Source organism: Quatrionicoccus australiensis, assembly GCF_020510525.1.
GTDB lineage: Bacteria > Pseudomonadota > Gammaproteobacteria > Burkholderiales > Rhodocyclaceae > Azonexus > Azonexus australiensis_B.
The window spans coordinates 605,346-624,329 of sequence record NZ_CP075188.1 but is presented as its reverse complement, the minus strand read 5'-3'; the positions used below and the strand labels follow the sequence as shown (position 1 = coordinate 624,329).

The following is an 18,984-nucleotide window of genomic DNA, read 5'->3' as shown; positions in this document are numbered from 1 at the left end:
AATGACCTTGCACTTGGGCAGCAGTCTCAAGACACGGATTGCTGTCGTTGCCGGCCTGCTGTTTCTGGCCGGCATCACGCTGATATCGCTGTTTGCCACCAAGATCCTGCATGACGACATGCAGGATCTTGTCTCGCAGCAGCAACTGACCGCCGCCAACTACATTGCCCGCGACATCGACGGCAAGATTACATTGCGTCGCGAAAGCCTGAAGCGTGTGGCGCTCAACATGCCACCCGAGCTGTTTACTGATCCGGCAGCGCTGCAAACCTGGCTGGAGGACCGCAAGGCCATCCACACCCTGTTCCCGACCGGGCTGATCGTCATTCCACCCGATGGCGGCCCGCCGCTGGCCGATACGCCGCGCCTGAAAACCCGCCCCAAATCCTTTACTGACCGCGACTGGTTCATCGACGTCATCGCCAGCCGCGAAGCGGTCATCAGCAAGCCCCTGATCGCCCGTGCCACGAAAGAACCGGCACTGGTTGTCGCGGTCCCCATCTTCGACCCGCAGAACAACCTGCTCGGCATCCTGGCCGGCGTGACACCGCTGGCCACGCCCGGCTTTCTCGACCTGATCCAGGGCGTCAGGCCGGGCACCCAGGGCAGTTACCAATTGATCTCGCCACGCCACCGGATTTTTGCGCTGACCTCGGACAAGAACACAACGGTAGTACCCTTGCCTGACGCCGGCGAAGACCCGGTGATCGAGCAGGCCATCGATGGCAGGCGCGGCATCCGCATCATTGCCAATGCAGCCGGCGAGGAAGAACTCGTCACCATTGTCGAGGTGCCCCAGCCGCGCTGGCTGCTGATCGCCCGCCAGCCGGGCAACGAGGCCTTCGCAGCCGTTGCCAACACCCTGCGCAATCTGCTGCTGATCACCGCCCTGCTCGCACTGCCGATTGTGATCATGCTGCTCGCCGCACTGAGCCGCCTGTTGCAGCCGCTCGCCACGCTGGCCGGCGAACTGCGCGACATGGCGGAAGGCACCCGCGCGATGCACCCGGTCGAAACCCGCTCCGCCGACGAAGTGGCCGACGTCGCCAACAGCTTCAATCGCCTGCAGGGCAAACTGCAGGAGCAGGAATACCGCCTCGCCGAAATGGCGCATCACGACATCCTGACCGGCTTGCCCAACCGGCTGCTGCTCACCGACCGCCTTGAAAACGGCATCAAGCAGATGCCGCGTGCCCAGCACAGCCTGGCCGTACTTTTCCTCGATCTCGATGACTTCAAGAAGGTCAACGACAATCATGGGCATCAGATCGGCGACTTGCTGCTGATCGAGATCGCCCGCCGCCTGCGGCTCTGCGTACGCGCCGCGGATACGGTCGGCCGCCTGGGCGGCGACGAATTCCTGATCCTGCTCAGCCCGGCCGACAATCCACTCGAAGCGGCAGAAAGAGTCGCCGAGCAATGCCTGCTCGCCTTGTCCAGGCCAGTCGTGATCGGCGACCTGGCACTGTCCGTCGGCACATCGATCGGCATTGTCATCTGCGAAATCCAGCAGGCCGAATCAGTGACCGCCAGCCAGTTGATGAGCCAGGCCGACGTGGCGATGTATCGCGCCAAAGCGGCCGGACGCAATCGCTACGCAGTTTATAGCGCCTCCTCCCACCTTACCGGCAGCAAACATGTCTGAACAAAGCGTCCCCACCACCCGCCTCAAGGATTTCTTCACCGGCCTGCAGGCCCGCATCGTTGCTGAACTGGAAGCCTTCGATGGCCAAGCCTTCCGCACCGACAGCTGGGTTCGCCCGGAAGGCGGCGGCGGCACCTCGCGCCTGATCGAGGAAGGCAATTTCTTCGAGCGCGGCGGTGTCAATTTTTCGCACGTCACCGGCAGCTCTCTGCCTGCCTCGGCAACCGCCGTCCGGCCGCAACTGGCCGGCCGTTCCTGGGAAGCGATGGGCGTCTCGCTGGTCCTGCATCCGCGCAATCCCTACTGCCCGACGGCGCACATGAACGTGCGCTGCTTCGTCGCACGCAAGGAAGGCGAAGCCGATGTCTGGTGGTTCGGCGGCGGCATGGACATGACGCCCTATTACGGTCAACGCGAAGATGTGGTCCATTTTCACCAGACCTGCAAGGATGCGCTGGCGCCCTTCGGCGACGCGGTCTATCCGAAGTACAAGGCCTGGTGCGACGAGTATTTCTTCCTCAAACACCGCAACGAGCCGCGCGGCGTCGGCGGCGTTTTCTTCGACGACCTCAACGAAGGCGATTTCGAGCGCTGTTTCAGCCTGACCCAGGCGGTCGGCAACGCCTTCACGCAGGCTTACCTGCCGGTACTGGCCAAGCGGCGCGACGTGCCTTACGGCGAGCGCGAACGTGACTTCCAGGCTTACCGGCGCGGCCGTTATGTCGAGTTCAACCTGGTTTGGGACCGCGGCACGCTGTTCGGCCTGCAGTCGGGCGGGCGCACCGAATCCATCCTGATGTCGCTGCCGCCCATCGTCAAATGGCGCTACGACTGGCAGCCGGAAGCCGGCACGCCGGAAGCCGAGTTGTATGAGGTCTTCCTCAAACCTCAGGACTGGGTAGCTATTTAGGATCCAGGATTCAGGATCGAGCTGTTAGCAAAAGCAGACCCGCCCTCGATCCTCGATCCTCGATCCTCGATCCTCGATCCTCGATCCTACTTCAGCTTGCCCCGCACAACCCGGACCTGTTCCGGGTTTTTCACGTCCAGCTTGCCACCGCTGCCGGCCAGGTTGCCGCAGGCGCAGGCAGACTTGATGTGCGGCACCGAATTGACGATGACCTGGCACTCGGTGCATTCGTAGTAGAGATCGCCGCCGCTCGGCAGATTGGCGGCATCGGGCGCCGGATCGAGCGGGTAAAAGTTGTAAATCTTGCGCATGTCGATATTCAGCATTTTCCCCTCGCTCCTGTTTTATTTCAGGCTAATGCACTTCTGATCCGGCACTCGCCCGGTAATGCTGGTTGGCTTCTTCGCTGCGCTCCAGCAGATCGAACAGGCGGGCCAGTTCCAGATGCGCCTCCTGCGACTCCGCCACCGCCAGTGATGCTTCGAGATAACTCTGCGCCTTGCCCCACAGGCGCTGGCGCAAACACATCCGGCCCAGCGCCAGGAGCAGCACGGCATCATCCGGATGCTGGCGCAGCCAGGCTTCGGCACGGGCAATGCGCGCCGTCTGCTCGCCACCGGCCAGGCGACCGTAGATGACCAGCAATTCAGGCTGCCAGGCGGACTCGGGAGCCGCATCGACAAGCACCGACTCGATCTGCTTCTGCGCTTCGGCATCAGCGCCCTGCGCGGTCAACGCCCGCGCCGCAGCCAAAATAATGCGCCAGTCGCGCTCGTCAGCAGCAATGCCGCGCAGGTATGCGCTCAACTCGCCGAGATCAGCGGCATGCCGGGCAATATTGGCGAGATGCGCCTGCACCTTGATTTCGCTGACCACTTCGAGCGGCAAGGCATCGCGTTTGGCAAGTTGGCGCACCAGCTTGAGCACGCCATCCCAGTCTCCCGCCCCCTGGCGCGCCCGCAGCTCCAGACGCAGGGCGGCAATATGGCGGCCATGCGTCGCCTGCAGGCGTTCGAGCGCGACCAGCGCCTCATCGAAGCGGCGCGCCTCGTTCATCATTTCGGCTTCGAGCATCAGCGTCGCCGCTTCGGTGCGCGGATCGTCAAGCTTGGCGCGCTGCATCCAGCCTCGCTGCTTGCCGCCTTCGCGCATGCGCTGTGCGGCACGTGCCGCGATCAGGGCCGACAGGCCAGGCGCCGTACCAGCCGCATGCGCTTCGCTCGCCTTTTTCAGGGCCTGGCCGAAACGGCCTTCAAAGAGCAGGCGGACGGCATCCTGGAAAACCAGACTGGCGCGCTCCTTCTGGCGGCGCTCACGATATTCGCGGGCCCGCTGCGGCATGCCGGCAGTCAGGAAGAAAGTGCGCAGGGCGGCATAGACACCGACAAAACCCAGCACCAGCAGCAGGATGAACAGGTTGAGCGAGATTTCGATGCGCCAGGGCGGCAGCACCAGCAGCAGGTAGCCGTCGTTCATGCGCGCGCCGAGCGCCAAGGCCACGGCGGCGGCAAACAGCGCCAGGATCCAGAACAGGCTCTTCACCGCTTTTCCTTGCCGGTACGCAGGGCACGCACGGCCGACAGGCTGGCACCGAGGTCGGGCAGTGCGGCATTCAGCTCGCTGCCGGCCATCTGGCGCAGACTGGCTTGGGTTGCCTGTACGGCCTTGTCGGCGGCATCGAAATGGCGGGTCAGCCAGGACTGGGCGACCGCCAGTTCGGCGCGGAAGGTGGAGGAATCACGCGAGAGCAATGCCAGACGGGCATTGAGCAGGCGCAGCTTGAGATTTTCGCGCAGGAAGAAGTCCTGGCCGGGTGCCAGCAGGACCGGCTCGCTGCGGTCGAAGCGCTGGATACGCACCAGGCCCTTGAACTCTTCGCCGGCGGCAGCACCCAGGCGTTGCCACCAGGTCAGCGGCGCGGCCGGGGCGGCATTTTCGGCTTTGACGACGGGTCGACCGTCAGCCACCAGTGGCAACTTGTCGGCATTGAGCAGGACCTGCTCGAGACGCAGGCTGATGCCCGGCACATCGACCATGACCAGGCCGTTCAATTGCGCCAGATCCTTGGCCAGCGCCTTGCGCAGCGGCAGGTAACGGGCCGGATCGAGACGCGCCAGACGCAGGTCGGCGGTCTGCAAGGCGAGCACCGCGACCGGCACATTACCGGCCAGTTGCAGCTGCTGGCTGGCCAGCGTGATGGCCTGCTCGACTTCGAGCAGGGTCGCATCCTCGCGGTTATGTGCGATTTCCTGGTAAAGCCCCTGCAAGGCAGCGCCCTGGCCCTGGAATTCGGTCAGCCGCGCTTCGAGCGCGCCCATCCGGACTTGCAGCGCCTCGAACTGCTCGTGCACTTCCTTTTGCGCGCCACGCGCTTCCAGGCTGGCGGCAGTCACATCGGCCAGCCGCGCACGGCTTTCAAACCATTGCCAGCCGGCCAGCAGCAGCGCGATGACGGCAATTGCCAGGGCGATCGCGGAGCGGGCCGAACGCGCGGCAACGGGAGCGGGAGCAGAAACAGGCATCGCGGCGGGAGGGGGAGTTTGATCGTTTTCGGACATCATGCCAGCCAATTATAAGCAACTAAGCCGGCGATGATGCCGGCGTCCGCTGCTGCGGTGAGGATAATTTTGTCGAGGCCGAGGGCGCGCGCACTTTCGGCAATACGGGCATGCGGCACGAAAAGCGGCGTGGCGCGCAGGCAGGCCATGCCTGCGCCGTCGAGCAATTCGCACAGATGGCGCAGGCCTTCGCTGCTCGACACGGTGAGCGCGTCAAGCCGCCCGGCGCGCCAGGCGGCGAGCAATTCGTCGGCGCCGGCCGTCGGGCCGGAGCGTTGATAACAGGTGATGCAATCGACCGTCGCGCCACGCTGGCGCAGCGTGGCGGCGAGCAATTCGCGACCGCCGTCACCGCGGAAAATGGCCACTCGCCGACCGTCGACCGCTGCAGCGGCGAGTTCCGGCAACTCAAGCAGGGCTTCCGAATCGAAACGCTCGGCCGGCACCAGGCAGTTGGCAATGCCATGCGCCGCCAAGGCCTTGACCGTGCCCGGCCCGACCGCGGCCGGACGCAAGCCGGCCGGCCACGCCCCGCGGGCCAAAATGGCCGGTACGGCATGGTCGACCGCATTCGGGCTGATGAAAACGGCGAGGCTGTATTGCGGCAAATCGGCAATGGCCGCGGCGAGCGGCGCCGGATCGGCGGCCGGCGCAATTTCGAGCAGGGGGAAGATCAGCGGATTACCGCCGGCGGCGGCAATCGCCTCGGCCAGCGGCGCTGCCTGCGCCCTGGGCCGGGTAACAACGATGGTTCGGCCGCCAAGCGGGCCGGCGGAACTCATTTGCAGTGGGCGAGCTTTTCCAGGATGGCGTCGGCGCCCTGGGCACGCAGGGTGGCGGCCAGTTGCAGGCCGAGCGCCTCGTCGTCGGCCGGATTGCCACGCAACTCGGCACTGACCATTTCCTTGCCATCGGCAGTGGCGACGAAACCGCGCAGCCACAGTTGGCCGTTGTCGATGATCGCGTAGCCGCCCAGCGGCACCTGGCAGGAACCGCCGAGGGCGCGCGAGAAGGCGCGTTCGGCCTTGACGCAGTGGGCGGTTTCCGGATCGTTGAGCGGTGCGACGACATCGAGCATGTTGGCGGCGCCGTCGAGCAGTTCGACGCCGAGCGCGCCCTGGCCGGGAGCCGGCAGCGACTGTTCAGCGGTCAACACCGTTTTGATGCGGTTTTCCAGGCCGAGGCGGATCAGGCCGGCGGCAGCCAGGATGATCGCGTCGTACTCGCCGGCATCGAGCTTTTTCAGGCGGGTATCGAGATTGCCGCGCAAGCTCTTGATCACCAGCTGCGGGTACTTCGAACGCAGGATGGCTTCGCGGCGCAGGCTGGAGGTACCGACCACGGCGCCGGCCGGCAGCTCGTCCAACCCGGAATACTTGTTCGAAACGAAGGCGTCACGCGGATTCTCGCGCGCCGAAATGGCGGCCAGCACGAAACCTTCCGGCATCACCATGGGCACGTCCTTCATCGAATGCACGGCGAGGTGGGCCTTGCCCTCCTGCATCGCGACTTCGAGTTCCTTGATAAACAGACCCTTGCCGCCGATTTCGGCGAGCGGCCGGTCAAGAATCTGGTCACCCTGGGTCGTCATGCCTAGAATGACGACCTCAGCCCCCGGATTCAGACTGGCCAGACGGCCCTGGACATGAACAGCCTGCCACATGGCAAGGCGCGATTCGCGGGAAGCGATGACTATCTTAGAAGGAGCGGACATGAAACGGCACGCAGCAAGGGTTGGGAAGAGGGCAATCTTAGCATGAGCGACAGCCCGACTTCCCCGGCACAGAGCAAAGCAGACCATCAACGCCCGGAACACCCCGACTTCTGGTGCAAGCGCTTCGGTGAAGGCGTCACGCCCTGGGATGCCGGCAAGGTGCCGAACGCCCTCGCCGCTTTCGTCGGCCAGCGGTCGACGCCGCTCAACACACTGATTCCCGGCTGCGGCAGCGCCTGGGAAGCGGTGCATCTGGCCGACGCCGGCTGGCCGGTGACGGCGCTCGACTTCTCGCCGGTCGCCGTCGCCACGGCGCGCGAAGTTTTGGGCGACACAGCGGTCGACCTCGTCTGCGCCGACTTTTTCACCTTTTCCGGCAGTCGACCGTTCGAGCTGATCTACGAACGCGCCTTCCTCTGCGCCCTGCCGCGCAAACTGTGGGCCGACTGGGGCCGGCGCGTCGCCGAACTGCTGCCGAGCGGCGCCCTGCTCGCCGGTTTCTTCTTCATCTGCGAACAACCGAAAGGCCCGCCCTTCGGCATCCTGCCGGACGAACTCGACGCCCTGCTGACGCCCAATTTCGTGCGGATCGAAGATGCAGCGGTCGACGACTCGATTGCAGTCTTTTCCGGACGCGAACGCTGGCAGGTCTGGCAGCGGCGCTGAGGCCGGCTTTCAGTCCCGACCGGCGCGGGCAGCGCGCTTCTGGCGCCAGCGCAGCAAACCGCTGACAAAGAGCAGCAAAGGCAGCAACCCGGCCACAGCAACTGCAATCCGGCCGGGCAGGCCGAAGGCCTCGCCGTTGTGCAGAGGATGCTGCCAGGCCATGAAACGGTCGGCCGGCGAATCGGCCGCAATATCGCGCACCGCCAGCGGACTGGCCGCCGCCCCGACCCAGACCGTGCTTTGCGGAAAGCGCCGGCTTGGCTCGCCCGGCCGCTCGAGCCTGATCCGCGTCACCCCGCCGTGCCGTGCCGGCGTCTCCAGCCAGCGCGGCCGGCCATCGGGAAAGCGGCTGCGGGCGACGGCCAGCGCGGCGTCGAGCGACAAAGGCGCAGGCCCGGCCGGCAAGGCGCCCGGCGCCTTGGTCAATGGCCCGAGCAATTCGACCGCCGGCTGCACGGTATCCGGCACTTCGAGCACGATCCCGGTCACCACCAGCACGAGCAGCAAGGGCAGACCGTACACGCCGCTCAGCACATGCAGGTCGTAGGTCGTCCGTACGCTGCCCGGACGCAGCTGCGGGCGCATGCGTTCGCGCCAGCGCCCCGGCGCCGGCCACCACAGCCACAGGCCGATGCCCAGCACCACGAGCAGCGCGGCGCCACACCAGGCCAGCACGACCCGCCCGGTCACACCGGCGAGCAGCGTGTAATGCAGGTCGAACAGCCAGGTCGTCGCGAAATCGCCCCAGTAGCGGTCCTGGACCACAGCCAGCGTCGTCGGGTCAAGCGCCACCAGGCGCGGCGCGAAGACGCGGCCGGCGCGTTCCGGCGGCCGGTAGTAGCGGGCGACGATGGGCCGCCCGGCGGCGAGCGGCACCTCGATGCGCCACGGCCCGGCATAGTCCGGGTAGTTGGCCCGCAAGGCATCGGCCACCGGCTGCCAGCGATAGTCGGCCGTCACTGCCGCCATCGGGTGCGGCAACGGATTGAGCAGGAGATCGATCTCCTGGTAGAAGCACAAGATGCTGCCGGTCAGCCCGAGCAGCGCGAAAGCCAGCCCGGCCGACAGGCCGAGCCAGCGATGCAGCGCCAGCCAGAAGCGGCGCCGACGCTGCCGCGTCATGCCCCGGCCTCAGTAGGCAAGATTGAGGGCGGCAAAGAAGCTGCGCCCTTCGCCCGGCGAATGGAAGGTGTTGCCGGCGGAATACCAGACGTAGTCATACTGCTCGTCGGTCGCGTTGCGCACCTGGAAGTCGAGGCTGGTCGTGCGATTGAGCTGGTAATTGGCCGACAGGTTGAGCAGCGTGTAGGCACCGAATTTTTCGGTCACGTTGGTCCGCTCAAGATAGTAAGCCCCTTGCGCGTTGACCGTCGCCGAGACACGCAGGGCCGGCAGCAGGCGATGCTCGACGCCGGCCGACACGATGTAGTGCGGCACATGGTCGATCTGGCGCCCCTGCGCGGCCGGCTCGGTGGCACCGGCCTGCAGGATCTTCGAATCCTGGTGCGAATAGAAGGCCCAGATACGCGTGTTCTCGCCGGCCCGCACCGACAGTTCGAGATCGATACCCTGGCGACGCGTCTTGCCGATCGCCTCGACATCGTTCGAGGCGCCCATCAGCATGCGGCGCATTTCGTTCGAGGCAACCTGCTCCCACAACGCCAGCCGCCCTTCAACACCGGCCAGCGGCTTGAACTTCAAACCGGCCTCCCAGCCGTCGTTGAGCGACGGCTCCTGGGCGGCCAGCGCGCTCAGGTGATAGCTGCCGGTGCCGACGCCCACCTGGAAGCTGCGCCCGACATTGCCGTACACGCTGTAGCCCGGCGCGAAGGTATAGAGCGCACTCAGCTTGGGCTGGCCGATCACGCCATAGTCGTTCATGTCGTAACGCACACCGGTCAGCTGGTTGAGGTAGGAACCGTTCAGGGTATCGACCCGGTAGGCAGGCACGATCTTGAGATTCTCGGTCGGCCGGATCACCGCCTGCACGAAGGCGCCGGCGATGTTGAAGTCGAACTGCTGGTCGCGCGTCTGGGCGAGGCGAACGCGCTGGCTGATGGTGTAGCGCTGGCTCCTGTTGTCCTGCCACTCGGCATCGACGCCGCTCTCGATGGCCAGGTCGTACAAGCCGCTGACCACCGGTCGCCAGGTCAGCGTGCCGATCACGCCCTTGTGGGTTTCCTGGATGGCGCGTTCCTGCGGCGTCGTGCCCTGGCCGTAATCGAGCCAGCGGCGGTCGTCGATGTGGTTCAGATAGGCCTTGGCACTGGCGTACAGCCGGTCCGAAAACTGGTGGTCGGCATGCAGGCTGACCTGCTGCATCTTGCGTTCGCCGCCGTCGGTTTCATTGATCGCCGGCGACTGACGCTGGTCGGCGCGCAGCTGGGCCGGGCTCAGGTAACCGGCCTCCTGCGCCACCTGCTGGTAGGCGCGCACGATCAGGCCGAAATTGCTGCGCCCCTCGTTCGGACTGAAGAACCACTTGCCGGCACCGGAAAACTTCTCCGAGAAGGCATGGTCACGCCAGCCGTCACCCGCCTGGTAGGCAAGGAAATAGTTCTGGGCCAGGCCGTTTTCCTCGATGCCCTTGCTCAGTTGCAGGTCGCGCGTCGCAAAACTGCCCAGGCCGATGCGGGCACGGGTGTAGTTGCCGCCGATCCGCGTCGTCAGGTTGGCGTTGCCGGCGATGTTGTGCAGGCCATAGCGCGGATCGTTGGTGCCCTTGACCAGTTCGATGGACTCGATATCGAGTGGTGCCAGCATGTCGAGATAAGGCATGTTGCCGTCGTTGCTGTTGCTCGGAATGCCGTCGATCAGCAGCTTGACCGCATTGACCTCGCCCTCGCCGTTGAAGGCGCGGAAGGACAGCTTGCCCGAGGTCGTGCCCATACCAAACTCGGTCATCATCACGCCCGGCATCAGGTTGAACAACTGCCACGGCGCCTTGATGTTCTGATTCTCGATCTGGTCGCTGCCGAGCAGATTGACCGAACTCAGCACGCTGCGCGCCGGCAAGCCGCCCGCCGCGCTCTGGACGCGAACCTCACCCAGCGTCACGGCGGAATCCTCGCCACTTTCAACCGCCTGGGCCAGCGACCCCAAGGCCAGCAACACCATGCAAACAGAAGATTTGATCCTGAACACCGCCGCCCCCAAAAACCAGCATTAGAAAACACTAACATGCTGATTTAATTAGAATAAAAGAAGGCGCGATTCTATAGAGCCTGACACGACAGACCCTGCGACATATCGCCGCAGCCGCAACGGTTGACGGCGGGATTCAGGACATTTTCGGGAGCTAGTAGAGCAGCAAGGGGGGACATACTGCTTCTTCAGCATGGCTGATGCGCTGGAACAGGAATGAAATCAATAAACCACGGTCGACTTTCGTGCTCTCAGCACCGCAGAAGCAGCCATTCAGAGAACGGCTTCGCCCAGTCACCTGTCGTTCTTATTTCCATCCTGGCGCAGATCGGCCCATTTCAGCAGCGCGTCAAGTGCAGGGCATAGTGCCTGGCCCCATTCGGTCAGGCCGTATTCGACTTTTGGTGGCACCTGATGGTGGACGATCCGCCGAACAACCCCGTCCACTTCCATTTGCCGAAGTTGCTGGATCAGCATCTTCTGCGTGATGGCAGGGATCGCCCTTTCCAGTTCGGAGAATCGCAGCAAATTGCCGCCGAACAGATGAAACAGGATAACCAGCTTCCACTTTCCTTCAAGAATCTTGAGAGCCTGTTCGACGCCATCGGCGGCTGAGGTGGGCGTCCATTCTTTTGCCATACCGTTTAGTGTGTACCTTACTTTTTCGTGCGTTCTTGTTGTTTTGGGAGTTTGCCCACATCCTTCTTTCTAAGCAATCCGGATCGTACCGGGTGATTCGATCTTTCACGAAGGAGCCAAGCACATGCCTATCAAACTACCCCCGCCCATTGACCGCTATTTCACTGCAGGCAGCGATGACGAAGAGTTTATTGCCCGGTGCTTCACTGAGCATGCCGTCGTAAAGGATGAAGGCCGAACCCACAACGGTCTGGCCGCCATCAAGCAATGGAAAGCGGCCTCGTCAAAGAAGTACGCCTACACGAGCGAGCCCTTTGCATGCGAAGACAGTGGCAGCAAGACCATCGTCACCTGTCGGGTTACTGGCAACTTCCCCGGCAGTCCTGTCAACCTTCGATTTTTCTTCGGACTCGAAAGCCATAAAATCGCGTCCCTGGAAATCACGCTATGAGCTTTGACCTTGAACTTGCCGGCAGCAGAGCACTCGTTACCGGCGGCACAAAAGGTGTTGGCGCGTCAGTCGTCGAGTCCTTGCGCAATGCCGGCGTGACGGTCGTCGCCACGGCGCGTTCGGTTCCTGACAGCTCGCCAGAGGGCGTCATCTATCTCGCCGCAGACCTGATGACGGCAGAGGGATGCCAGGTCGTGGCGGACACTGTTCTCGACCGTCTCGGCGGCATTGATGTCATTGTCAACGTTCTCGGCGGCTCAAGCGCACCTGGCGGCGGTTTCCTGGCCCTGAACGACAGTGAATGGGATGCCGCGATCAACCAGAATCTGATGCCTGCCGTGCGTCTCGACCGGGCGCTGCTTCCCTCGATGATCGCGCAGGGATCGGGGGTCATCATTCACGTCACGTCGATACAGCGCGAACTGCCACTGGCGGAATCGACTACCGCCTATGCGGCGGCGAAAGCGGCGTTATCAACCTACAGCAAGAGCCTGTCGAAGGAAGTTACGCCGAAAGGCATCCGCGTCGTTCGCGTCTCACCGGGGTGGATTGAGACAGAGGCGGCCGTTCAGCTCGCCCGGCGGCTCGCGGATCAGGCAGGGACCGACTATGAAGGTGGCAAGAAGATCATCATGGATTCGCTGGGTGGCATACCGCTCGGCCGCCCAGCCCGGCCTCAAGAGGTCGCCGACCTGATCACTTTTCTGGTTTCCCCGCGCGCCGCCTCAATCACCGGCACCGAGTACGTTATTGATGGAGGGACGGTGCCGACGGCATGACTCCGAGAGCGCCGCTGATGCCATGATCGAGCAGTGCATGCGTAGCGGCGGCGCGGGGGCTGACAAGAGACGATGAAGCACCACCTCTTGTCGTCTTGGCGTCGGCGACTTGACTCAGCGCCCCGCCCAAGAGTGTGCGCAGCAGCGACAGACCGGATTGGGCGCCAACGAGAAAATCGCCCTTACAATCTGTTGCAACCCCGTTGTCGGCGACTCAACGCCTTGCTGCGTTAATCGGGCACTACCCCATAAGGAAAACAAAATGAAACGTCTGCTTCTGGCGCTTACCCTTGGCGCCGCGGTCTTCAGCGCCCCCGCCACCGCCCAGGTTTCGGTCAGCATTGGCCAGCCCGGCTTCTACGGCCGTATCGATATCGGCGGCTTCCCGGAGCCGGCCCTGCTCTTCCCGCAACCGGTGATGATCCAGCGGGTGCCGGTCGGACGTCCGCCGCTTTACCTGCGCGTACCGCCCGGCCATGCCAAGCATTGGGGCAAATATTGCGGGCGTTACCGGGCCTGTGGCGAGCGCGTCTATTTCGTGCGCGACGACTGGTACAGCAACGAATACGCACCGCGCTACCGCGAACAGCATGGCCATAGCCGCCAGGAGTTTCGCCATGAGCGCCGGGATGATCGCCGCGATTACCGGGAAGACCGACGCGACGATCGCCGTGACTTCCGCGAGGACCGTCGTGACGACCGGCGCGGTGGCGGTGACCACGGCCATGGCAAAGGTCATGGTCGCGACTGAGCCCCCGTCCGCGCTTGCCTGAACAAACGCCCCGCCCCACCGGCCGGGGCGTTTTGCATTGGGGCAGGCAGCGGCGGCTTGACGTATCATCGGGCGTTCTCGTCCCCCGCAGCGTCAAACCATGAAAACCGATACCCCGCAGACCGTCTATCTCAAGGACTACACCCCGCCCGCTTACCTGGTCGACACGGTCGACCTCGATTTCAGCATCGAAACCGGCAGCACCGTCGTCACCGCCACGCTGGCCATGCGCCGCAATCCGGCAGTTGTCGTGCAGCCGTTGGTGCTTGATGGCGAAGAACTGGAAACCATCGCCATCACGGTCGACGGTGCCGAAGTGCCGTTTTCCGCGACAGCCAGCACCTTGACCATTACTGATCTGCCGGCCAGCTTCACGCTGCAGACGGTCGTGCGCATCAAGCCGGACGGCAACACCCGTCTGTCCGGCATGTACCGTTCCAAGGACGGCTATTTCACGCAATGCGAGGCGCAGGGTTTCCGCCGGATCACCTGGTTCCTCGACCGCCCGGACGTGATGTCCACCTACACGGCCACGCTGCACGCCGACAAGGCGACTTACCCGATCCTGCTCGCCAACGGCAACCCGGTGGCCAGCGGCGAGGAAGCCGACGGCCGCCACTGGGCAAAATGGGCCGATCCGTTCAGGAAGCCGGCCTACCTGTTCGCGCTCGTCGCCGGCAAGCTCGACGGCCTGTTCGACACTTTCCAGACGGCTTCCGGTCGCAGCGTGCAGCTCGCCATCTACGTCGAGCCGGGCAAGCTCGACCAGTGCCCGCACGCGATGGAAGCGCTCAAGAAATCGATGCAGTGGGACGAGCAACGCTTCGGCCTCGAATGCGATCTCGACCATTACATGATCGTCGCGGTCGGCGATTTCAACATGGGCGCCATGGAGAACAAGGGCCTCAACATCTTCAACACGAAGTATGTGCTGGCGCGCAGCGATGTTGCCACCGACGTCGACTTCGAGAATATCGACCGCGTCGTCGCGCACGAGTATTTCCACAACTGGACCGGCAACCGCGTCACCTGCCGCGACTGGTTCCAGCTGTCGCTGAAGGAGGGTTTGACGGTTTTCCGCGACCAGGAATTCGGCGCCGACCTGCACAACCGGCAGACCGCCCGCATCCGCGAGGTGCGCGGCCTGCGCGCCGGGCAGTTCCCGGAAGATGCCGGCCCGATGGCGCACCCGATCCGGCCCGAGAGCTTCGTCGAAATCAATAATTTCTACACGGCGACCGTCTATGAAAAAGGCGCCGAAGTCATCCGCATGATCCAGACGCTGATCGGCCGCGACGGCTTCCGCGCCGGCATGGACGAATACTTCCGCCGCCACGACGGCCAGGCCGTGACCTGCGAGGATTTCGTCGCGGCGATGGCCGCCGCCTCCGGCTTCGACTTCACGCAGTTCATGCGCTGGTACCGCCAACCGGGCACGCCGCGCGTCACGGTCGACGGCTTTTTCGATGCCGAAAGCAAGACCTACACGCTGACCTGCACGCAGGCCAACCCGCGCGCCAGCGATGACTCGCCTTATCTGATCCCGATCCGCGTCGCGCTGTTCAGCGAAGATGGCACGCTGCTGCCGGGCAGCGAACGCCTGCTGCAGCTCACCGCGACGACGCAGTCCTTCGTCTTCAACGAGATCACCGCCGAGCCGGTGCCGTCGCTGCTGCGCGACTTCTCGGCGCCGGTCTATCTCGATTTCGACTACACGCCGGAACAGCTGACCGTGCTGCTGGCGCACGAATCCGACCCGTTCAATGCCTGGGAAGCCGGCCAGCGCCTGGCAACGCAGTTGATCCTCGACGCCGCCGCGGCCATCGCCGCCGGTCAGGAGCCGGTCTGGCCGGCCAGTTTCGTCGATGCCGCGCGCAAGCTGCTCCAGACGCAAGCCCAGCGCGGCGCCGCCTTCGTCGCCGAAGCGCTGACCCTGCCCGGCGAAACGACGCTCGCCGAACTGATGACGGTCGTCGATCCGGACGCCCTGCACGCCGCCCGCAACGGCCTGCGCCGGCATCTCGCCGAACAGCTCGAAGGCGAGTTTTCCGGCCTCTACGCCGGGTTGACCGTACAGGAAGCCTACGCACCGAGCAGCGAGCAGGCCGGCCGCCGCGCCCTGCGCAACCTGTGCCTGTCCTACCTGCTCGAACTCGACACCCTGTCCGTCCGCCAGCTCGCCTTGCAGCAGTTCAAGACAGCTGACAACATGACCGACCAGTTCGCCGCGCTCGCCGCGCTGGCCAACGTCAATGCCGCCGACTGCCCGCAGCGCGAACAGGCGCTCGCCGACTTCTACGCCAAGTGGAAGGACGAAGCGCTGGTCGTCGACAAGTGGTTGCAGGCGCAATCGACCAGCCGCCGCCCCGACACGCTGGCCACGGTCAAGGCGCTGACGGCACATCCGGCCTTCGACGCCGGCAATCCGAACAAGATCTACGCGCTGATCCGCGCTTTCGGCGCCAATCTTGTCCGCTTCAACGCCGCCGACGGCAGCGGCTACGCTTTCATCGCCGACCAAGTCATCGCCCTGCACGACCGCAACCCGCAGGTTGCCTCGCGCCTGGCGCGCTGCTTCGACCGCTGGAAGAAGTTCGACGCCGGCCGCCAGGCCCACGCCCGCGCCGCGCTCGAACGCATCCGCGATCACGCCGGCCTGTCGCGCGACGTGCTCGAAGTGGTCACGCGCGCCCTCGGCTGAGCCCGGCATGCAACGCCGCCAATTGCTGCAAGCCGGGCTCGCGCTCGGCGCCCTCGCCGCCACGCCGCTGGTGCGCGCCCGCAGCGGGCGCGTCGTCATCGTCGGCGGCGGCTGGGGCGGCCTCGCCGCGGCCCGGCAATTGCGCCAGCTGGCGCCGGGCCTCGAAGTCGTCATGCTTGAGCGCAACGCCGAGTTCCGCTCGCTACCGCTGTCCAACCGCTGGCTGGTCGGCCTCGCCGGCAATGAGCCGCTGGTCTACGACTACGCGGCCGCCGCCAGCCGCCACGGCTATCGCTTCCTGCAGGCCGAGGTGATCGCCATCGAGCGCGCGCGGCGCCAGGTCGTCACCCGCACCGAGACGCTCGACTACGACTGGCTGGTGCTCGCCGCCGGCATCCGCGAGGATTTCACGAGCTGGTTCGGCGACGATGCTGCCGCCGCCAGCCATACCCGCCAGCATTTCGGTTCGGCCTTCACCGGCGGCGACGAACTGCTGCGCCTCAAGGCGCGCCTGGAAACCTTCACGGGCGGCGACCTGGTGATGACCATCCCGCCCATGCCCTACCGCTGCCCGCCGGCGCCTTACGAACGCGCCGTGATGCTTGCCTGGTGGCTCAAGGAAAAGCGCATCAAGGGCCGCCTGCTGGTGCTCGACCCGAACCAGCCGGCGCTCGCCTTCGACCGCGTCTTCCGCGACAGTTACAGCGAGCAGATCAGCTATTTCCCGCAGGCGCGGATCAATACGCTCGACCCCTACAAAAAACGCCTGACTACCGATTTCGAGACCATCGATTTCGCCGACGCCATCCTCGCGCCGCCGCAACAGACCGCCGACATTGCCTGGCAGGCCGGCCTGGTCGGCCAAGGCAAGGACGGCAAGACGAGCGGCTGGGCGGCGCAGGACCCGGTGCATCTGCATGTCCCCGGCGACGAGCGCGTCTTCCTGGTCGGCGACATGGTGGACAAGGCTTCGCCGCTGTTCGGCTTCTACCCGAAGACCGGCCAGATCGCGGCGCGCCAGGGCGCCATCGCAGCACAGGAGATTGCGACGCGGGCCGCCGGCAAGGTGCCGGGCAAGAGCCTGCCGTCAAGCAGTTGCTATGTCGTGCGCCGGGTCAGCCCGCTCGAGATCAGCCGCATCGATACCGATTTCCGCTTCCGCGCCGACGGCCTGATCCAGCAGACGGTCAAGCAGACTCACTTCCCGCAGGCCGAGGATGAAGACCGGCGCTGGGCGAGCGCGATGTTCGCCGAACTCGGCCTGTAGGGCCGGCTAGTGCCGGGCCCAGGTACGGGTTGAGCCGTCCGGCTTGACGAGCAGGGTTTCGTAGAGATCGCGGCGCACTTCGCGCTCGCCAGTGGTGTTGTCCAGCGTCGTGCACGCCGTTTCGCAGGTCGGATTCGACAGTTCGCGCCCGGGCGCACCGCGCGGCCAGCCCGGCACCGTGATGCCACGCGCCTTGGGCCGCTCGCGCAGCAGTTCCTGGATATCCTCGGCATGCGCGTGGCCTTCGACGAAATAGCCGGCGACCACCGCCGTATGCGTCGATTGCAACGCCGCCGGCACGCGCCAGCGTTTCTTGACCGCAGCCATGTCGGCCGTCTCCTTGTAGCTGACGCGGAAACCGTTATCGGCCAGGTAGGCGCCCCAGTCGATGCAGGCCAGGCAGGGCGAAGGCATGAAAATCTCGATTTCCGGACGGTCGACCGGATCGGCGGCGAGCGCGGGCAAGGCGGCACACAGGCCGAGGGCAAGGCAGAGTCGGAGCAGCATGTTCATCTCAGCACGGCTTGCCGGCAACGCAGCCCTTGAGCAGCCACAGCGAAATGACACCGGCCACTTCGTTCGACATCGTCTTGCGCGCCATCGAGGTCGGATCGCGCCCGGCATTGGTCTTGGCATAGGGGTCGGCGCCGCATTCGAGCAGCAACCGGGCCTGGCGCGCGTTCTGCGTATAGGCCGCCATGTGCAGCGGGGTCAGGCCGTCGAGATCGCGCGAATTGCAATCGGCGCCGGCCGCGATCAGCGCCTTGATGGCACCGAGATCGGGATTGGTCGCTGCCAGGTGCAAGGGCGTCGAACCCACGGCGGTACGCGCGTCGCGGCTGGCCGGCTGGGCCTTGAGCAGGGCGCTGACCGCCTGGCCAGAACCGGCGCGCGCCGCGTCGTGGATCGGCTGGTCGGCCGAACTGGCCTGCAATTCGCCGGCGGCCAGCGGTCCGGAGAAAAGCAGGGAAACAGCGAGACACAGGGACAACAGGGAGTTTGCGCTTTGCATGATGCAGAAGATCCAGCAAGTCATCAGGGGAAGGGCATTATGCGACCGAAGAATCGGGAAAAAATTGTTTTACAACAAGTTATTCCGGAATCGCCGACGGGCCGGCCCGCCCTGTCGCCAAAGTCGGGGCACGGCGCCCCCGGCCAGCGGTCAACTGCCGGAAATCGCCTGTTTTCCGCGGTTCACCGTCAGGCGCCGCCTGCGTTCAGCCCCTGATCCAGGGCCGCAACAACTGGCGCAGGTGGTCTTCGTTGTAGCCATTGACCACCTCGTCGCCGACGACGATCAGCGGCACGCCGTTACCGCCCAGCTTGCGATGCGTGTTGAGCGCTTCCGTGCTTTTTTCGATGTCGTGCTCGGTATAGCGGATGCCGTTGGTGTGGAAGAACTCGCGGCTCGCCTTGCAATAGCCGCACCAGTCGGTGGCATAGAGATGCACCGCGGGTTGGCCGATGGCAACGACCGGCTCCGGCGGTTTGACCCGTGCCTGCCAGAGCGGACGGGTGAACCACAGCAGCGCACCGAAAACCAGCAGCAAGAGCAGCCATTTGCTACCGCCGCCCCGGTTTTCCGGCACCTCGATGCGGCCGTACTGACGGCGCTCAGCCGGAGACAGGTGCGCGTCGACCTTGGCGTAGGCCTTGCCACAAGCCGGACACTGCCAGTCGGGCACCTCGGCATTGGCGGTGCGGGCATGACCGCAATGGGGGCAAATCGGGAGCATGG

Annotated in this window: 19 protein-coding genes; 8 read left to right on the top strand and 11 right to left on the bottom strand. The window is 64.9% G+C overall.

Annotated features, from left to right (window positions below; genetic code table 11):
* Position 1 precedes the first annotated feature (1 nt).
* Together KI612_RS03020 and hemF are read left to right on the top strand one after the other, a co-directional pair.
* Entirely contained in the window at positions 2–1,645 is a 1,644-nt protein-coding gene (locus KI612_RS03020) for a sensor domain-containing diguanylate cyclase (protein ID WP_226442360.1), read from the top strand.
* Positions 1,638–2,555 (top strand): oxygen-dependent coproporphyrinogen oxidase, encoded by a 918-nt coding sequence (gene hemF / locus KI612_RS03015; RefSeq protein WP_226442359.1) that lies wholly within the window; start codon positions 1,638–1,640, stop codon positions 2,553–2,555. Before KI612_RS03020 ends, hemF begins: the two co-directional genes overlap by 8 nt.
* Before the next feature lie 86 nt (positions 2,556–2,641).
* Here hemF and KI612_RS03010 read toward each other — a convergent pair whose 3' ends face one another.
* The 5 genes from KI612_RS03010 to hemC are packed head-to-tail and all read right to left on the bottom strand — an operon-like array spanning position 2,642 to position 6,827.
* The gene (locus tag KI612_RS03010) at positions 2,642–2,881 is read right to left on the bottom strand and encodes a hypothetical protein (RefSeq protein WP_226442358.1); all 240 of its coding nucleotides are present in this window, start codon (positions 2,879–2,881) and stop codon (positions 2,642–2,644) included.
* 28 nt (positions 2,882–2,909) lie between these two features.
* The gene (locus tag KI612_RS03005; RefSeq protein ID WP_226442357.1) at positions 2,910–4,097 is read right to left on the bottom strand and encodes a heme biosynthesis protein HemY; all 1,188 of its coding nucleotides are present in this window, start codon (positions 4,095–4,097) and stop codon (positions 2,910–2,912) included.
* Positions 4,094–5,077 carry a uroporphyrinogen-III C-methyltransferase gene (locus KI612_RS03000; protein WP_226442356.1) on the bottom strand — a complete coding sequence of 328 codons (984 nt, stop codon included), beginning with the start codon at positions 5,075–5,077 and terminating at the stop codon, positions 4,094–4,096. The genes KI612_RS03005 and KI612_RS03000 overlap by 4 nt, the downstream gene beginning before the upstream one ends.
* Before the next feature lie 35 nt (positions 5,078–5,112).
* On the bottom strand, positions 5,113–5,895 hold the full coding sequence (locus tag KI612_RS02995; RefSeq protein WP_226442355.1) for a uroporphyrinogen-III synthase: 783 nt from the start codon (positions 5,893–5,895) through the stop codon (positions 5,113–5,115).
* The gene (gene hemC, locus KI612_RS02990; protein WP_226442354.1) at positions 5,892–6,827 is read right to left on the bottom strand and encodes a hydroxymethylbilane synthase; all 936 of its coding nucleotides are present in this window, start codon (positions 6,825–6,827) and stop codon (positions 5,892–5,894) included. The genes KI612_RS02995 and hemC overlap by 4 nt, the downstream gene beginning before the upstream one ends.
* A gap of 42 nt (positions 6,828–6,869) precedes the next feature.
* Here hemC and KI612_RS02985 point away from each other — a divergent pair, with 42 nt between their 5' ends.
* Positions 6,870–7,493 carry a methyltransferase domain-containing protein gene (locus KI612_RS02985; RefSeq protein WP_226442353.1) on the top strand — a complete coding sequence of 208 codons (624 nt, stop codon included), beginning with the start codon at positions 6,870–6,872 and terminating at the stop codon, positions 7,491–7,493.
* Between the two features lie 9 nt (positions 7,494–7,502).
* Here KI612_RS02985 and KI612_RS02980 read toward each other — a convergent pair whose 3' ends face one another.
* From KI612_RS02980 to KI612_RS02970, 3 genes are all read right to left on the bottom strand, one after another.
* A complete protein-coding gene (locus KI612_RS02980; RefSeq protein ID WP_226442352.1) occupies positions 7,503–8,615 on the bottom strand; it encodes a PepSY-associated TM helix domain-containing protein in 1,113 nt (370 codons plus the stop codon).
* 9 nt (positions 8,616–8,624) lie between these two features.
* Positions 8,625–10,637, bottom strand: a complete 2,013-nt coding sequence (locus KI612_RS02975; protein ID WP_226442351.1) for a TonB-dependent receptor — start codon at positions 10,635–10,637, stop codon at positions 8,625–8,627.
* A 294-nt stretch (positions 10,638–10,931) separates the two neighbouring features.
* The gene (locus KI612_RS02970; protein ID WP_226442350.1) at positions 10,932–11,276 is read right to left on the bottom strand and encodes a winged helix-turn-helix transcriptional regulator; all 345 of its coding nucleotides are present in this window, start codon (positions 11,274–11,276) and stop codon (positions 10,932–10,934) included.
* Between the two features lie 124 nt (positions 11,277–11,400).
* On the opposite strand from KI612_RS02970, the gene KI612_RS02965 reads away from it, so the two are divergent.
* From KI612_RS02965 to KI612_RS02945, 5 genes are all read left to right on the top strand, one after another.
* Complete coding sequence (locus KI612_RS02965; RefSeq protein ID WP_226442349.1) at positions 11,401–11,727, top strand: nuclear transport factor 2 family protein; 327 nt, start codon at positions 11,401–11,403, stop codon at positions 11,725–11,727.
* The gene (locus KI612_RS02960) at positions 11,724–12,506 is read left to right on the top strand and encodes an SDR family oxidoreductase (RefSeq protein ID WP_226442348.1); all 783 of its coding nucleotides are present in this window, start codon (positions 11,724–11,726) and stop codon (positions 12,504–12,506) included. Before KI612_RS02965 ends, KI612_RS02960 begins: the two co-directional genes overlap by 4 nt.
* A 262-nt stretch (positions 12,507–12,768) precedes the next feature.
* A complete protein-coding gene (locus KI612_RS02955; RefSeq protein WP_226442347.1) occupies positions 12,769–13,257 on the top strand; it encodes a hypothetical protein in 489 nt (162 codons plus the stop codon).
* Positions 13,258–13,378: 121 nt separating this feature from the next.
* A complete protein-coding gene (gene pepN / locus KI612_RS02950; protein WP_226442346.1) occupies positions 13,379–15,979 on the top strand; it encodes an aminopeptidase N in 2,601 nt (866 codons plus the stop codon).
* A gap of 7 nt (positions 15,980–15,986) precedes the next feature.
* Complete coding sequence (locus tag KI612_RS02945; protein ID WP_226442345.1) at positions 15,987–17,246, top strand: FAD-dependent oxidoreductase; 1,260 nt, start codon at positions 15,987–15,989, stop codon at positions 17,244–17,246.
* Positions 17,247–17,252: 6 nt separating this feature from the next.
* On the opposite strand, the gene KI612_RS02940 is transcribed toward KI612_RS02945, so the two are convergent.
* From KI612_RS02940 to KI612_RS02930, 3 genes are all read right to left on the bottom strand, one after another.
* A complete protein-coding gene (locus tag KI612_RS02940) occupies positions 17,253–17,753 on the bottom strand; it encodes a DUF411 domain-containing protein (protein ID WP_226442344.1) in 501 nt (166 codons plus the stop codon).
* 7 nt (positions 17,754–17,760) lie between these two features.
* Positions 17,761–18,258, bottom strand: coding sequence for an ankyrin repeat domain-containing protein (locus KI612_RS02935; protein ID WP_226442343.1), 498 nt, complete (start codon positions 18,256–18,258; stop codon positions 17,761–17,763).
* A gap of 205 nt (positions 18,259–18,463) precedes the next feature.
* A complete protein-coding gene (locus tag KI612_RS02930) occupies positions 18,464–18,982 on the bottom strand; it encodes a glutaredoxin family protein (RefSeq protein WP_226442342.1) in 519 nt (172 codons plus the stop codon).
* Positions 18,983–18,984: the final 2 nt, after the last annotated feature.

What these genes read in the sequence shown, in the direction of transcription:
- KI612_RS02955 (WP_226442347.1), top strand. Translation starts at nt 12,769, where the DNA reads ATGAAACGTCTGCTTCTGGCGCTTACCCTTGGCGCCGCGGTCTTCAGC.
- KI612_RS02935 (WP_226442343.1), bottom strand. Translation starts at nt 18,258, where the DNA reads ATGCAAAGCGCAAACTCCCTGTTGTCCCTGTGTCTCGCTGTTTCCCTG.
- KI612_RS02985 (WP_226442353.1), top strand. Translation starts at nt 6,870, where the DNA reads ATGAGCGACAGCCCGACTTCCCCGGCACAGAGCAAAGCAGACCATCAA.
- hemC (WP_226442354.1), bottom strand. Translation starts at nt 6,827, where the DNA reads ATGTCCGCTCCTTCTAAGATAGTCATCGCTTCCCGCGAATCGCGCCTT.
- pepN (WP_226442346.1), top strand. Translation starts at nt 13,379, where the DNA reads ATGAAAACCGATACCCCGCAGACCGTCTATCTCAAGGACTACACCCCG.
- KI612_RS02960 (WP_226442348.1), top strand. Translation starts at nt 11,724, where the DNA reads ATGAGCTTTGACCTTGAACTTGCCGGCAGCAGAGCACTCGTTACCGGC.
- hemF (WP_226442359.1), top strand. Translation starts at nt 1,638, where the DNA reads ATGTCTGAACAAAGCGTCCCCACCACCCGCCTCAAGGATTTCTTCACC.
- KI612_RS02965 (WP_226442349.1), top strand. Translation starts at nt 11,401, where the DNA reads ATGCCTATCAAACTACCCCCGCCCATTGACCGCTATTTCACTGCAGGC.
- KI612_RS03010 (WP_226442358.1), bottom strand. Translation starts at nt 2,881, where the DNA reads ATGCTGAATATCGACATGCGCAAGATTTACAACTTTTACCCGCTCGAT.
- KI612_RS03000 (WP_226442356.1), bottom strand. Translation starts at nt 5,077, where the DNA reads ATGCCTGTTTCTGCTCCCGCTCCCGTTGCCGCGCGTTCGGCCCGCTCC.
- KI612_RS02940 (WP_226442344.1), bottom strand. Translation starts at nt 17,753, where the DNA reads ATGCTGCTCCGACTCTGCCTTGCCCTCGGCCTGTGTGCCGCCTTGCCC.
- KI612_RS02980 (WP_226442352.1), bottom strand. Translation starts at nt 8,615, where the DNA reads ATGACGCGGCAGCGTCGGCGCCGCTTCTGGCTGGCGCTGCATCGCTGG.
- KI612_RS02970 (WP_226442350.1), bottom strand. Translation starts at nt 11,276, where the DNA reads ATGGCAAAAGAATGGACGCCCACCTCAGCCGCCGATGGCGTCGAACAG.
- KI612_RS02930 (WP_226442342.1), bottom strand. Translation starts at nt 18,982, where the DNA reads ATGCTCCCGATTTGCCCCCATTGCGGTCATGCCCGCACCGCCAATGCC.
- KI612_RS02945 (WP_226442345.1), top strand. Translation starts at nt 15,987, where the DNA reads ATGCAACGCCGCCAATTGCTGCAAGCCGGGCTCGCGCTCGGCGCCCTC.
- KI612_RS03020 (WP_226442360.1), top strand. Translation starts at nt 2, where the DNA reads ATGACCTTGCACTTGGGCAGCAGTCTCAAGACACGGATTGCTGTCGTT.
- KI612_RS02995 (WP_226442355.1), bottom strand. Translation starts at nt 5,895, where the DNA reads ATGAGTTCCGCCGGCCCGCTTGGCGGCCGAACCATCGTTGTTACCCGG.